At 74.3% G+C, this 13,688-nt stretch carries 12 protein-coding genes; 7 read left to right on the top strand and 5 right to left on the bottom strand.

The window, feature by feature from the left end:
• Positions 1-39: 39 nt before the first annotated feature.
• Positions 40-1,218 carry an alcohol dehydrogenase catalytic domain-containing protein gene (locus ACI79V_RS12715; RefSeq protein ID WP_456889752.1) on the bottom strand — a complete coding sequence of 393 codons (1,179 nt, stop codon included), beginning with the start codon at positions 1,216-1,218 and terminating at the stop codon, positions 40-42.
• 287 nt (positions 1,219-1,505) lie between these two features.
• Between ACI79V_RS12715 and ACI79V_RS12710 the strand changes: the two genes are divergently transcribed.
• The 3 genes from ACI79V_RS12710 to ACI79V_RS12700 all read left to right on the top strand — a co-directional run bounded on the left by ACI79V_RS12710 (position 1,506) and on the right by ACI79V_RS12700 (position 4,875).
• Positions 1,506-2,783, top strand: a complete 1,278-nt coding sequence (locus tag ACI79V_RS12710; RefSeq protein ID WP_456889751.1) for a peptidoglycan DD-metalloendopeptidase family protein — start codon at positions 1,506-1,508, stop codon at positions 2,781-2,783.
• Positions 2,784-2,874: 91 nt separating this feature from the next.
• The gene (locus ACI79V_RS12705) at positions 2,875-3,789 is read left to right on the top strand and encodes a cation diffusion facilitator family transporter (protein WP_456873520.1); all 915 of its coding nucleotides are present in this window, start codon (positions 2,875-2,877) and stop codon (positions 3,787-3,789) included.
• Between the two features lie 93 nt (positions 3,790-3,882).
• A complete protein-coding gene (locus ACI79V_RS12700; RefSeq protein ID WP_456889748.1) occupies positions 3,883-4,875 on the top strand; it encodes a cytochrome c oxidase assembly protein in 993 nt (330 codons plus the stop codon).
• Between the two features lie 58 nt (positions 4,876-4,933).
• Here the strand turns inward: ACI79V_RS12700 and ACI79V_RS12695 are convergent, their stop codons facing one another.
• Positions 4,934-6,532: an MFS transporter gene (locus ACI79V_RS12695; protein ID WP_456889746.1), complete on the bottom strand. Its 1,599-nt coding sequence runs from the start codon at positions 6,530-6,532 to the stop codon at positions 4,934-4,936.
• 77 nt (positions 6,533-6,609) lie between these two features.
• Here ACI79V_RS12695 and ACI79V_RS12690 point away from each other — a divergent pair, with 77 nt between their 5' ends.
• On the top strand, positions 6,610-7,131 hold the full coding sequence (locus ACI79V_RS12690) for a metallophosphoesterase family protein (protein WP_456889745.1): 522 nt from the start codon (positions 6,610-6,612) through the stop codon (positions 7,129-7,131).
• Positions 7,128-7,982 (top strand): putative RNA methyltransferase, encoded by an 855-nt coding sequence (locus ACI79V_RS12685; RefSeq protein WP_456889743.1) that lies wholly within the window; start codon positions 7,128-7,130, stop codon positions 7,980-7,982. Before ACI79V_RS12690 ends, ACI79V_RS12685 begins: the two co-directional genes overlap by 4 nt.
• A gap of 103 nt (positions 7,983-8,085) precedes the next feature.
• On the opposite strand, the gene ACI79V_RS12680 is transcribed toward ACI79V_RS12685, so the two are convergent.
• A complete protein-coding gene (locus ACI79V_RS12680; RefSeq protein ID WP_456873515.1) occupies positions 8,086-8,364 on the bottom strand; it encodes a GlsB/YeaQ/YmgE family stress response membrane protein in 279 nt (92 codons plus the stop codon).
• Between the two features lie 204 nt (positions 8,365-8,568).
• Between ACI79V_RS12680 and ctaD the strand changes: the two genes are divergently transcribed.
• Together ctaD and serB are read left to right on the top strand one after the other, a co-directional pair.
• Positions 8,569-10,326, top strand: coding sequence for an aa3-type cytochrome oxidase subunit I (gene ctaD, locus ACI79V_RS12675; RefSeq protein ID WP_456873514.1), 1,758 nt, complete (start codon positions 8,569-8,571; stop codon positions 10,324-10,326).
• Between the two features lie 126 nt (positions 10,327-10,452).
• A complete protein-coding gene (gene serB, locus ACI79V_RS12670; protein ID WP_456889741.1) occupies positions 10,453-11,724 on the top strand; it encodes a phosphoserine phosphatase SerB in 1,272 nt (423 codons plus the stop codon).
• Positions 11,725-11,793: 69 nt separating this feature from the next.
• Here serB and ACI79V_RS12665 read toward each other — a convergent pair whose 3' ends face one another.
• Together ACI79V_RS12665 and ACI79V_RS12660 are read right to left on the bottom strand one after the other, a co-directional pair.
• Complete coding sequence (locus ACI79V_RS12665) at positions 11,794-12,366, bottom strand: isochorismatase family protein (RefSeq protein WP_456889739.1); 573 nt, start codon at positions 12,364-12,366, stop codon at positions 11,794-11,796.
• Between the two features lie 13 nt (positions 12,367-12,379).
• Entirely contained in the window at positions 12,380-13,663 is a 1,284-nt protein-coding gene (locus ACI79V_RS12660; protein WP_456889737.1) for a nicotinate phosphoribosyltransferase, read from the bottom strand.
• Between the last annotated feature and the right edge of the window lie 25 nt (positions 13,664-13,688).

Below are 13,688 nucleotides of genomic sequence, written 5' to 3'. Positions count from 1 at the left end.
CATGCCCCGCGCGGCCGGTGGGTCCGGTCACAGGACCGGTCAGGGCTGCAGGAGCACCTTCACCGCGCCGTCCTTCTTCTCGCGGAAGTCGGCGTAGGCCTGCGGTGCCTGCTCCAGCGGCACCCGGTGGGTGGCGAAGTCGTCGACACCGAGCGGGTCGCCCTCGACCAGCAGCGGGAGGATGTCGGGCACCCAGCGCCACACGTTGGCCTGGCCCATCCGCAGCTGGATCTGCTTGTCGAACATCTTCGACAGCGGCATCGGGTCGGTGGCCCCGCCGTAGACGCCCGACAGCGAGATGGTCCCGCCGCGCCGGACCGCCTCGATGGCCGTGTTCAGCGCGGCCAGCCGGTCGATGCCGGCGACCTTCATCACCGGCGCCATGATCGCGTCCGGGACGACGGCGGAGGCCTTCTGGGCGATCTGCGCCAGCGGGGAGCCGTGCGCCTCCATGCCGACGGCGTCGATGACCGCGTCGGCGCCGCGGCCGTCGGTGCGGTCGCGGATCTCGGCGACGACGTCGTCCTGGTCGGTCGAGCGGATCACCTCGGTGCCGCGGGCGGTGGCGCGGGCGAGCCGCTCGGGGACGACGTCGACCCCGACGGCCCGGACGCCGAGGTGGGCGGCGATCCGGGTGCACATGTCGCCGATGGGTCCCAGCCCCAGCACCAGCACCGTGCCGCCGGGCGGCGTCGCGGCGTACTGCACCGCCTGCCAGGACGTCGGCAGCACGTCGGAGAGGTAGACGAACCGGTCGTCGGCCGGCCCGTCGGGGACCTTGATGGGCAGCGTGTTGCCGAAGGGCACCCGCAGGTACTCCGCCTGGCCACCGGGGACCTGCCCGTAGAGCTTGGTGTAGCCGAACAGCGAGGCACCGAAGCCCTGGTCGCGGTTCTGCGTGGTCTCGCACTGCGACTGCAGGCCCTGCGAGCACATCCAGCAGGTGTTGCAGGAGATGTTGAACGGCACGACGACGCGGTCGCCCGGCTTGACGGCGGTCACCGCGGACCCGACCTCGCGGACGACCCCCATCGGCTCGTGGCCCATGACGTCGCCCTTGGACATGAACGGCGCCATCACCTCGATCAGGTGCAGGTCCGACCCGCAGATCCCGCTGGAGGTGATCTCGACGACGACGTCGGTGTCCTCCTGGATCGTCGGGTCGGGGACGGTGTCGACCTGTACGTCGGCACGTCCGTGCCAGGTGACTGCGCGCATGAGTGGGCTCCTCAGTTCCTCGTCAAGGGGTTCCGCCACGGGCTCCTGCCCCACGTGAGGCTCGTCGCGCTGGTCGTGCAGCCTCGGCGGCGCGTCCCTCACCATCCGTAGAGGACCGGTACACCCTCCGTCGAACGACATCCGTGCGATCTCGTGACCCACGCCACCAAACCGAGTATCGATACCCCTCGACTCAGATCACGAAACCATCACGGCGTGTTTACATGGGCCCCGCCCGCTCCCCCGGGCACCGCACGACGACCCCGTCCCCGACGAGAGCCAGGTGTATGTCCGAGCGCCACCCCGACCGCCTCTCCGACGGAGGGACCCCGCGCGACCCCGCGGGCAGGCCCTCCCGACAGGCCGCAGCGGCATCGCCCTCCCGGCGACGCGCCCCGGCCGGGAAGGCCCAGCGGACGGCCCCGGAACGGCGTCAGGGGGAGACGTCGCCGGCCGGGAAGACCACCGCCACCCGTTCCGCCCGCCCCCGGCCCACATCGCGCCCGCGCTCCAGCGCCGCGGCCGGCTCCACTGCCACCGGCCTCGAGGTCCGCACGGTCGTCGTCACCGGCAACACGGTCGTCGACGACCGCGTCCCGGCGCCCGCCGACGTCGTCGAGGAGGTCCTCGCGGCCGAGCCGGTGACCGCCGTCGCCGACACCACGGAGCTCGTCGAGGCCGCCGACGCGCAGGCCCTGGCCGCCGTCGTCGTCCCCCGCGAGGAGTCCGGGCCCGAGACGGCCGGGTGCGAGACCGCCGAGTACGAGGCCGCCGAGCCCGAGGACGGCCGGCCCGCCGTGGTCGGCGGCCACACGAGGCGCCGTACCCTCCGCCGGCTCCGGCCGCCGCGCCGCCGCCCGGCCTTCTACCTGGCCGCCGCGCTCGTCGGTGCGGTCGGTCTCGGCACCTCCGCCACCGGTGACCGGGCGGCCCAGGCCGTCGGCACCGAGTCGGTGAGCTCCTCGGTGAGCGTCGCCCAGGAGCTCGGCCTGGACCGCGAGGAGTCCGCCGGGGCCGCTGAGCTGCGCTCCGATGCCGCCCTGCTCGGCGAGCTGGCCGCCAGTCGCACCGCGCGCGAGACCGAGGAGGCCGCAGCCGCCCAGGCGCAGGCCGAGGCGGAGCGGGTCGCCGCGGAGGCGGCCGCCGCCGCGGCGGCGGAGGCAGCCCGGCCCGAGGCGGTCCTGCCGGTGGAGGGCGGTCGGCTCACCAGCGGCTTCGGCGCGCGCTGGGGCAAGCTGCACGCCGGCATCGACCTGGCCGCCCCCATGCTCACGCCGGAGTACGCGGCGGCCGACGGCGTCGTCCTCGAGGCCGGCCCGGCCAGCGGCTACGGCAACGTGGTCTACATCCAGCACGACAACGGCGACGTCACCGTCTACGGGCACATGGAGGAGATCCTCGTGCAGCCCGGCCAGGTGGTCCGCGCCGGCGACACCATCGCGCTGCTGGGCAACCGCGGCCAGTCCACCGGGCCGCACCTGCACTTCGAGGTGCACGTCGGCGGCATCGACGGGCAGAAGATCGACCCGCTCCCGTGGCTGCGGGAGCGCGGCGTCGCCATCTGAGCGAGGACGCCTCGACACGCCCCCTCCCGGTAGGTCCGGGCAGGGGGCGTGCTCGTGCGGGGACACTGCCGGGGGAGGGGAGGTGGCGCCGATGGGAGCCGGGCACGCGCACGGCCACGGCACCGCTGCAGGCGCGTCCCGCGGCCGGCTCGCGCTGGTCCTCGCGCTCACCCTCGCGGTGGCCGGGGCCGAGGTCGTCGGCGCGCTGGTGTCCGGGTCGCTGGCGCTGCTCGCCGACGCCGGCCACATGGTCACCGACGCGCTCGGGATCGGTCTGGCCCTCGGCGCGGTCACCCTGGCCCAGCGCCCGGCCCGCGGCCGGCGCACGTTCGGCTGGCAGCGGGTGGAGATCCTGGCCTCCGTCGCCAACGGGCTGCTGCTCACCGGGGTCGCCGTCGTCGTCGTGGTCGAGGCCGTCCGCCGCATCGGTGACCCGCCCGAGATCGACTCCGCGGTGGTGCTCGCCGTCGCCGCCGCCGGCCTGCTGGCCAACCTCGTGGGGCTGGCGCTGCTGCACCGGCGCCGCGGGTCGCTCGCGGTCCGCGGCGCCCACCTCGAGGTGCTCGGCGACGCGCTCGGCTCGGTGGCGGTCCTGGTCGCCGGGGGCGTCGTCGCCCTGACCGGGTGGACGCCGGCCGACACCGTCGCCGCGCTGCTGGTCGGCTGCCTGGTGCTGCCGCGGGCCTGGGCGCTGCTGCGGGAGTCCCTCGACGTGCTGCTCGAGGCCGCACCGCGCGACGTCGACCTCGACCGGGTCCGCGCCCACCTGCTCGGGGTCGAGGGCGTCATCGGCGTCCACGACCTGCACGCCTGGACGATCACCTCGGGCCTGCCGGTGCTCTCGGCGCACGTCGTGGTCACCGACGAGGTGCTCGCCGACGGGCACGGCGGGCGGGTCCTCGATGCGCTGTGCGCCTGCCTCGGCGACCACTTCGACGTCCCGCACTGCACCTTCCAGATCGAGGCCGAGGCACATGCCGGCCACGAGGCCCCCGTCCACGATTGACGAAGGGCCCCGCTGCAGGGCCCGCCACTCGCACGCTCGCGGCGGGGCCCTGCAGCGGGGCCGTTCCATCCCGTCACCTGGTGGGACAGTGGGGTGGACGACCGCGGAGGACCGGAGGTACAGGTGGAGCACGGGCACCACTCGGGCATGTGGGTGCCCAGCGAGCCACCCACGTGGGGACGGCTGTTCCTGCCGCACCTCGACGCCTGGTCGGTGCTGCCGGTGCTCGCCCTGCTCGGGCTCGTGGTCTACCTGGTCGGCGTGGTCCGGCTGCGGCGCTCGGGCGTGGCCTGGCCGTGGTGGCGGACCGCGACGTGGGTGGCCGGCTGCCTGTCGCTGTTCGCCGTCACCGGGACGTGGCTGAACGGCTACGGCATGGTGCTGTTCAGCGTGCACATGGCCCAGCACATGGTGCTGTCGATGGTCGCGCCGCTGCTCCTGCTGCTCGGCCGCCCGGTCACCCTCGCGCTGCGGTCGCTGCCGCGGGGGAGGGGACTGGCCGGGGTGCCGCGGGCGCTGCTGCTCGACGCCCTGCACAGCAGGGTCGCTCGCTTCGTATCACACCCGCTGTTCACGCTGCCGCTGTTCCTGGTCAGCCTCTACGGCGTCTACTTCACGCCCGTGTTCGACGCCCTCATGGGCGACCCGCTCGGGCACCAGTTCATGCTCGCCCACTTCACCGTGACCGGGCTGCTGTTCTTCGGGCCGATCCTGGCGCAGGACCCGTGGCCCCGGCAGGTCGGCCACGCCGGCCGGATGCTCGAGCTGCTCATCCCGATGCCGCTGCACGCCTTCTTCGGCGTCGCGGTCATGATGTCGTTGTCCCTGGTGGTGCAGTCCTTCGCCGACCCGCCCGCCGGCTGGGGCGTCGACCCGCTCGCCGACCAGAACACCGCCGGCAGCATCGCCTGGTCCTTCGGCGAGCTGCCGACGGTCTTCGTCCTCGTCGTCGTCCTCTACAGCTGGATGGGCTCGGAGGAGCGCCGCGGCCGCCGCATCGACCGGGCCGCCGCGCGCACCGACGACGCCGAGCTGGAGGCCTACAACGCCCGGCTCCGGGCGATGGCCACCCGGCCCGGCTCCTGACGCGACACCGCCCGCGTCCCCGGGGTGGGGACGCGGGCGGTGTCCGCCGTGCCGCGGTTCAGCCGACGTGGACGACGGCGTCGCCGGCCGGGATGTCGTCCTTGGTCGCCTTGATCAGCAGCGCGGCCACGACCGAGCCGGCGACCAGCAGGGCGGCCGCCCAGGTGAACGCCGTCGTGTAGCCCTCGACCTGCCCCTGCAGGCCGACGGCCGGGTCCTGCGGGTCGGCCCCGGAGGTCAGCGCGTCGGCGGTGTAGGCGCTGATCGCGCCGACCGACAGCGAGGCGAGGACCGCGGTGCCGATCGAGGCGCCCACCTGCTGGGTGGCGTTGAGCACCGCGCTGGCGGCGCCGGCGTCGTGCTCCCCGGCGCCCACGAGCGCCAGGTTCGACAGCGGTACGAACGTGAAGCCCAGGCCCAGCCCCAGCAGCAGCTGCCCGGGGAAGGGCAGCGTCCAGAAGCTCGTGTCGAGCCCGACGAACGACAGCGTGAACAGCCCGGCCGCGGCCAGCAGCCCGCCGACCACCATCAGCGGCTTGGGCCCGGTCCGTGGGGTCAGCGCGCTGGCCGCGCCTGCGGAGACCAGGATGCCCAGTGTCGTCGGGAGTGAGGCCAGACCGGCGATGACCGGCTCGTAGCCGAGCACCTGCTGGAAGTACAGGCTCAGGAAGAAGAAGGCGCCGATCAGCCCGGCGCCCACCAGCGTCGAGGTGAGGTAGGCCCCGCCGCGGTTGCGGTCGAGGACGATGGGCATCGGCAGCAGCGGGTTGCGGGTGCGCAGCTCCAGCAGCACGAAGAGGACGACCAGCACCAGTCCGCCGACGATGAACACCCAGGCCAGGCCGTCGGTCCAGCCGCTCTCGGGCGCGACGAACGTCGTGCCGCCCTGTGCCGCCGCCGCGTTGGCGGCCGCCGCCTCCGCGGCGTTGGTCTGCGAGGCCTCCGCGACCCGGGTGAACCCGTACACGATCGACGCCAGGCCGAGGGTCACCAGCACGGCACCGGGGATGTCGTACCTCGTGTCCCCGGGGGCCTTGCTCTCCGGGACGATCGGGACGGCCAGGACGACGGCCAGCAGGGCTACCGGCAGGTTCACCCAGAAGCACCAGCGCCAGTCGGCGTACTCGGTGAGCACCCCGCCGAGCAGCAGGCCGACCGCCGACCCACCGGCGGCGATGGCGCCGTAGACGGCGAAGGCCTTGGCCCGCTCCCGGGCGTCGGTGAACAGCACGGTGATCAGTGCGAGCGACGCGGGCGCGAGCAGAGCCCCGAAGACGCCCTGCAGCGCCCGGGCACCGAAGAGCATCGCCTCGTTCTGCGCGATGCCGCCCAGCGCCGAAGCGAGGGCGAAACCGCCCGCGCCGACGAGGTAGGTGCGCTTGCGGCCCCAGAAGTCGGCGATGCGGCCGCCGAGGAGGAGGAAGCCACCGAAGGTCAGGGTGTAGGCGGTGACGATCCACTGCTGGGTGGCGGCGCTGATGTCCAGCCCGCCCTCGGACTCCGGCGCGGAGACGGCGGGCAGCGCGATGTTGACGATCGTCGCGTCGAGGATGACCAGCAGCACGGTCATCGCGATGACGCCGAGGGCCAGCCAGCGCTTCTCGTAGGGCTCCGCCGCCGCGGCGTCCGGGCGCGGGGGAGTGGACGGGTGGGTCATGGGGGTCCTCGGGGACTCGAGCGGGAGGCGGCCGAGGTCGTCGGCCGGGACGCAACGTAACGCCCTGCGACGATGGGATGGTGCCCCTCTCGCTGGTGGTGACGGCCGACACGCACTGGCCCAAGCGTGCACGTGACCTACCTCATTCCCTGTGGGCCGCCATCGACGCCGCGGACCTCGTCGTGCACGCCGGCGACTGGGTCGACGTCGCCCTGCTCGACCGGTTCGAGGCGCGGGCGCGGCGGCTGCTCGCCGTCCACGGCAACAACGACCACGGGCCCCTCCGCGAGCGCCTGCCCGAGGTCGCCCGCGCCGAGGTGGAGGGGCTGCGCGTCGCCGTCGTCCACGAGACCGGTGACGCGAGGGGCCGCGAGCGCCGCTGCGCCGCCCGGTTCCCGGACACCGACGTGCTGTTCTTCGGCCACAGCCACATCCCGTGGGACACCGTGGCCCCCGCGGCCGGCACCCCGGCCGGCCTGCGGCTGCTCAACCCCGGCTCGCCCACCGACCGCCGCCGGCAGCCGCACGGCACGTTCCTCACCGCCGTCGCCGACGGCGGGGTCCTCACGCGGGTGACCCTCCACCCCGTCCCCCGGTGACCCGGCGGCCCTGGCCACCGCGGGCGGTCGCGCTGCTGGCCTGCCCGGTGTGCGGGGCGCCGCTGTCGGCGCTGCCCGGCGACACCGGCCTGCGCTGCCCGGCCGGGCACGCCTTCGACCGGGCGCGGCAGGGGCACGTGACGCTGCTGCCACCGGGACACACGCCGCCCTCGGGCGACAGCGCGCAGATGGTGGCCGACCGGGCCGAGGTGCTGGCGGCCGGCACCTACGCCGGGCTGACCCGCGTGCTGGCCGACGCGGTCGCCGCGGGCGGGGGGCCGGTCGGCTCCGTGCTCGACCTCGGCGGCGGCACCGGCCACCACCTGGCCGGAGTGCTCGAGCGGCTGCCGGACGCCGTCGGGGTGGTGCTCGACTCCTCGCGCTACGCGGCGCGCCGCGCGGCCGGCGCCTCACCGCGCGCGCTCGCCGTCGTCGCCGACACCTGGGCGCGACTGCCCGTGCGCGACGGCGCCGTCGACCGGGTGCTGGTGGCCTTCGCCCCGCGGAACGGTCCCGAGACCGCCCGGGTGCTGCGGCCCGGCGGCCGGCTGGTGGTGGCGACCCCGGCCCCGGACCACCTCGCCGAGCTGGTGGGGCCGCTCGGGCTGCTGCGGGTCGACCCCGACAAGGCCACGCGGCTGGCGGGGTCGCTGGAGCCGCACCTGGCGCCGGCCGGGGCGGGAGCGCACCGCGAGGAGCTCGAGCTCGACCACCGGGCCGTGGCCGCGGTGGTGGGCATGGGACCGCACGCCCGGCACCTGTCACCCGGGCAGCTGGCCGAGGCGGTCGCCGGTCTGCCGCCGCGCGTGCGGGTCACCCTGGCCGTCGACGTCACCACCTGGACGGTCTGACCCCCCCGCGCACGACGGAGGGGCCCGGCCGACACGGCCGGGCCCCTCCGCACACCGCACCACCGGGCGTGGAGCCCCCAGGGGTCGGGAGCCCCTCGCCCGGTCAGATGCGCGAGCGGGTGCGTCCCCGGGTGGCGAACACGTAGACCAGCAGCACGATGATCGCGCCGACGATCGAGCCGATGATCCCGGCGGTGCCGAGCTCGAAGCCGCGGCCGCTGATCAGGCTCCCGAGCAGGTTGCCGACGAACGAGCCGATGATGCCGAGGACGATCGTCATGCCGACGCTCATCGACTGCTTGCCGGGGACGACGGCACGTGCGATGAAGCCGGCGATGGCGCCGACGACGATCAGCACGATGATGTTCCAGAGGATCTCCACGGTGGACCTCCCACGAGGGCTGGCCGAGGCGGCCGGGGTTCCTGGGATCTCCAGGGCCAGACGGTCCTGTTCCCCCTCTGAGCAGGGCGGAAACCCGGAGTGATCATGATGTGATCCGGGCGTGCCCTGGCCCGGGTCCCCGGGCACCGGCGCGCCCACCGGTGGGCCCCGACGCACCCGGCGTGCACGGTCTAAGCTGCGGCCGTGACGATCGCGCCTGCACCGATCGTGAGCCGGCCGAGCCCGGCTCGCGAGGTCCAGCGGGGTGCGCGGCTCTCGAACCTGCTGCGGACCACGGACCACAAGACCATCGGCCTGATGTACATGGCCACCTCGTTCGCCTGGTTCGTCGTGGGTGGCTTCATGGCCATGCTGATCCGTGGCGAACTGGGGCAGCCCGGCCTGCAGTTCCTCTCGCCGGAGCAGTACAACCAGCTGGTGACCATGCACGGCACGGTCATGCTGCTGATGTTCGCGACGCCGCTGTTCTTCGCGTTCTCGAACCTGATCATGCCGCTGCAGATCGGTGCGCCCGACGTCGCCTTCCCGCGGCTGAACGCCTTCTCCTTCTGGCTGTTCTTCTTCGGCAGCCTGATCGCGGTCTCGGGCTTCCTCACCCCCGGCGGAGCCGCCGACTTCGGCTGGTACGCCTACGCCCCGCTCTCCGACGTGGTGCACACCCCCGGCGCCGGCGTGAACATGTGGTTCACCGGCCTGGCGGTCAGCGGTCTGGGGACCATCCTCGGCGCGGTCAACTTCACCGCCACGATCGTCTGCCTGCGGGCGCCGGGCATGACCCTGTTCCGGATGCCGATCTTCACCTGGAACACGCTGGTCACCAGCCTGCTGGTGCTGCTGGCCTTCCCGATCCTCACCGCCGCCCTGCTGGGCATGCTGGCCGACCGCAACCTCGGCGCCCTCGTCTTCTCCGACGAGAACGGCGGCCCGATGCTGTGGCAGCACCTGTTCTGGTTCTTCGGCCACCCCGAGGTCTACATCATCGCGCTGCCGTTCTTCGGCATCATCACCGAAGTCATCCCGGTGTTCTCGCGCAAGCCGCTGTTCGGCTACAAGGGCATGGTCGGCGCGACGCTGCTCATCGGTGGCCTGTCGCTGACGGTGTGGGCGCACCACATGTACGCCACCGGCGCGGTGCTGCTGCCGTTCTTCGCCTTCCTGACCTACCTGATCGCCGTGCCCACCGGCATCAAGTTCTTCAACTGGATCGGCACCATGTGGCGCGGCCAGCTGACGTTCGAGACGCCGATGCTGTTCTCGATCGGCTTCCTCGTCACCTTCCTGCTCGGTGGGCTCACCGGTGTGCTGCTGGCCAGCCCGCCGCTGGACTGGCACGTCAACGACAGCTACTTCGTCGTCGCCCACTTCCACTACGTCGTCTTCGGCACCGTGGTGTTCGCCGCCTACGCCGGCATCTACTTCTGGTTCCCGAAGATGGCCGGCCGGATGATGGACGAGCGGCTGGGCAAGCTGCACTTCTGGCTGACCTTCATCGGCTTCCACGCCACGTTCCTGGTGCAGCACTGGCTGGGCACCGAGGGCATGCCGCGGCGGTACGTCGACTACCTGCCCACCGACGGGTTCACCACGCTGCACGTGATCTCGACCATCGGATCGTTCATCCTCGGCGCGAGCACCATCCCGTTCTTCTACAACGTGGTGAAGTCGTGGAAGTACGGTCGGCTGGCGCTGCGCGACGACCCGTGGGGCCACGGCAACTCGCTCGAGTGGGCCACGTCCTCGCCGCCGCCGCGGCACAACTTCACCGAGATCCCGAAGATCCGGTCGGAGCGCCCGGCGTTCGAGGCGCACTACCCGCACCTCATCGAACGGCTGCAGCGCGAGGCCCACGTCGGCAAGCGGCACGAGCCCTACGGCGGCGTCAGCGAGCTGGCCGGCGGGACCGGACCCCGGCAGGGCCCGAACGACCCCGACCCCTTCTGAGTCCAGCGCGACAGCACCTCTCGGCGATGCCCCGCCGGCCTCGGGCCGGCGGGGCATCGCCGTGTCCGGGGTCGGGCTCCGCACCGGTCGCCGGACCGGCCGGGGCGGTGCGGCACGATGGCCGCCGTGTCGCTCGACCCCGCGCCCCGTGTCTCGCCGCAGCCCGTCGGGGAGGGGCCCCGCGCGCTGCTCACGGTCACCGGCGCCGACCGGCCGGGGGTGACCGCCCGGCTCTTCGGCGCGCTGGCCGACGGGAGCGCGGGCGTCCCGCCGGTGGAGGTGGTCGACGTCGAGCAGGTCGTCGTGCACGGCCACCTGGTGCTCGGCGTCGTCGTCGGCGCCGCGCCGGTCGAGGGCCGTGCCGCCGGCCCGCTCGACGAGCCGGCCTTCCTGGCCGGCCTGTCCCGGCTGGGCGCCGACGTCGCCGCGGCCACCGGGGTGCGGGTGGCGGTCGAGTCGGCCTCCGACCGGCGTCCCGACCACGGCCGCCCGGGCCGGCCGCACCACGTCATCCTGCTGGGGCGCCCGGTGCCGCCGGGCGCGGTCGCCGGAGCGGCCACCGCCATCGCCGGCGTCGGGGGCAACATCGACGCGATCCGGCGGCTCTCCGACTACCCCGTCACGAGCCTGGAGCTGACCGTCTCGGGCGCCGAGGCGACCGCACTGCGCACCGCGCTCGCCGTCGTCGCCAGCACCACGGGCGCCGACATCGCCGTCGAGCAGGTCGGGCTGGCCCGGCGCAGCAAGCGGCTGATCGTCCTCGACGTCGACTCGACGCTGGTCCGCGGCGAGGTCATCGACGAGCTGGCCGCCCGCGCCGGCCGGGCCGCCGAGGTCGCCCGCATCACCGCCGCCGCGATGAACGGCGAGCTGGACTTCGCCGAGTCCCTGCGCGCGCGGGTGGCCACGCTGGCGGGGCTGCCCGTCGAGGTGCTCGACGAGGTCCGCGAGCACCTCGAGCTCACCCCGGGGGCGCGCACGCTGATCCGCACGCTGCAGCGGCTGGGGTTCCGCTGCGGGATCGTCAGCGGCGGGTTCACGCAGGTCACCGACCCGCTGGCCGAGTCCCTGGGTCTCGACTTCGCCGCGGCCAACACCCTCGAGGTGGCCGACGGCCGGCTGACCGGGGGGCTGGTCGGCGAGATCGTCGACCGCCCCGGCAAGGCCCGCGCGCTGGCCCGCTTCGCCGCCGAGCACGGCATCCCGCTGGAGCAGACGGTCGCCGTCGGCGACGGCGCCAACGACCTGGACATGCTCAACGCCGCGGGCCTGGGCATCGCCTTCAACGCCAAGCCGGTGGTGCGCGAGCAGGCGCACGCCGCGCTGAACCAGCCCTACCTCGACGCCGTCCTGCAGGTCCTCGGCTTCACCCGGGACGAGGTCCTCGACGCCCTGTGACCTGTCGGCCTACCGGCCGACACCGCGTCCCCGGCTCACCTCGCGGGACGGCTCACCTCGCGGAGCGGCTCACCTCGCGGGGCGGTGGACCTCGCCCTCCAGCTCGACGCCGGCGGTGCGGAGCTGCTCGAGCGCGGCGGTGGTGGAGGCCTCGGCGACGCCGGCGGTCAGGTGCAGCAGCACCCTGGCGGCGAAGCCCTCCGCGACGGCGTCGAGCGCGGTCGCCCGCACGCAGTGGTCGGTGGTCAGGCCGGCGATGTCCACGGCGTCCACCCCGCGCTCGCGCAGCCAGTCGGCCAGCGCGACGCCGTCGGCCCGGCCCTCGAAGCCGGAGTAGGCCGCCGCGTACTCGCCCTTGTCGAAGACCGCCTCGAGCAGCGACCGGTCCAGCGCCGGGTGCAGCTCCACGCCCCCGGTGCCGACCACGCAGTGCGCCGGCCAGGTGTCGAGGTAGTCCGGCTCGTCGGAGAAGTGGCCGCCGGGGTCGACGTGGTGGTCGCGGGTGGCGACCACGTGCGCGTAACCGCCGGACCGGACGTGCTCCGTGATCGCAGCGGCCACCACGGAGCAGCCCGACACGGCCAGGCTGCCTCCCTCGCAGAAGTCGTTCTGCACGTCCACCACCAGCAGCGCGCGCCTCACCGCGGACCCCCGATCACGAGCTCACCGTCTCCAGCGCCGGTTCCCCGCGGGAGAGCGCCCACGCCTCGGCCGGCAGCGCCTCGCGCACCCGCCGGTGATGTGCGGCGGCCGCCGACAGCGCGTCGGCCGGCGACGACGGCGCCACCACCGCACCGGCGCGCACCAGCGGGACCACCAGCTGCCGGTCGCCCTCGCGCGGCTCGATCGGCCCGCTGCTGACCACCTCGGCCACGGCCGTGCCGTCGGCGTCGTGCCGGCGGACGGCGGACTTGCGCCCGCCGGTGGAGTTCTTGCCCTCCGAGCGCTTGGCCACCGGCACGCCGTCGCGCTCGACCAGCTTGTACACCATCCCCGCCGTCGGCGCCCCCGAGCCGGTGACCAGCGCGGTGCCCACGCCGTAGCCGTCGACCGGTGCGGCCATGAGCCCGGAGATCGCGAACTCGTCGAGGTCGCTGGTCACGAGGATCCGCGTCCGCTCGGCGCCCAGCTCGTCGAGCTGCTGCCGGGCGGCGGTGGCCAGCGTGGGCAGGTCGCCGGAGTCCAGCCGGATGGCGCCGAGCCCGGGCCCGGCCACCTCGACGGCGGTGCGGATGCCCTGCACGACGTCGTAGGTGTCCACCAGCAGCGTGGTGCCGACGCCGAGGGTGTCGACCTGCGCGCGGAAGGCGGCGGCCTCGTCGTCGTGCAGCAGGGTGAAGGCGTGCGCGCTGGTGCCCGTCGTCGGCACGCCGTAGCGCCGGCCGGCCTCCAGGTTCGACGTGGAGTCGAAGCCGACCAGGTGGGCGGCCCGGGCCGCCGCCACGGCGGCCTGCTCGTGCGTGCGCCGCGAGCCCATCTCGATGCACGGCCGCTCGCAGGCGGCGGCCACCATGCGCGCGGCCGCCGAGGCGATCGCGCTGTCGTGGTTGAGCACCGAGAGCACCAGCGTCTCGAGCAGCACGCCCTCGGCGAAGGGCGCGCGCACGGTGAGCACCGGCGACCCGGGGAAGAACAGCTCGCCCTCGGCGTAGCCGTCGACGTCACCGGAGAAGCGGAAGTCGGCCAGCCAGTCCAGCAGCCGGGTGTCGGTGAGCCCCTGCTCCCGCAGGGTCGCGAGCTCGGCGTCGCCGAACCGGAACCGGGGGAGCAGCTCGAGCAGCCGGCCGGTGCCGGCGACGACGCCGTAACGCCGGCCGTGCGGCAGCCGGCGGGCGAAGACCTCGAAGACGCAGTCGCGGGAGGCGGTGCCGTCGGCCAGCGCGGCGGCGACCATCGTCAGCTCGTACCGGTCGGTGAACAGCGCGGGACCCGTCGGCATGGGACGGGAGCCTAGGTCGGCCGCC

The organism is Geodermatophilus sp. SYSU D00700 (assembly GCF_054050255.1).
Note: the sequence above shows the minus strand (reverse complement) of the source record. Positions and strands in the feature narration are given on the sequence as shown.

Excerpts from the sequence above, each read along its gene's own strand:
- ACI79V_RS12710 (WP_456889751.1), top strand. The coding sequence starts at position 1,506 with ATGTCCGAGCGCCACCCCGACCGCCTCTCCGACGGAGGGACCCCGCGC.
- ACI79V_RS12695 (WP_456889746.1), bottom strand. The coding sequence starts at position 6,532 with ATGACCCACCCGTCCACTCCCCCGCGCCCGGACGCCGCGGCGGCGGAG.
- ACI79V_RS12660 (WP_456889737.1), bottom strand. The coding sequence starts at position 13,663 with ATGCCGACGGGTCCCGCGCTGTTCACCGACCGGTACGAGCTGACGATG.
- ACI79V_RS12705 (WP_456873520.1), top strand. The coding sequence starts at position 2,875 with ATGGGAGCCGGGCACGCGCACGGCCACGGCACCGCTGCAGGCGCGTCC.
- ACI79V_RS12690 (WP_456889745.1), top strand. The coding sequence starts at position 6,610 with ATGGTGCCCCTCTCGCTGGTGGTGACGGCCGACACGCACTGGCCCAAG.
- ACI79V_RS12715 (WP_456889752.1), bottom strand. The coding sequence starts at position 1,218 with ATGCGCGCAGTCACCTGGCACGGACGTGCCGACGTACAGGTCGACACC.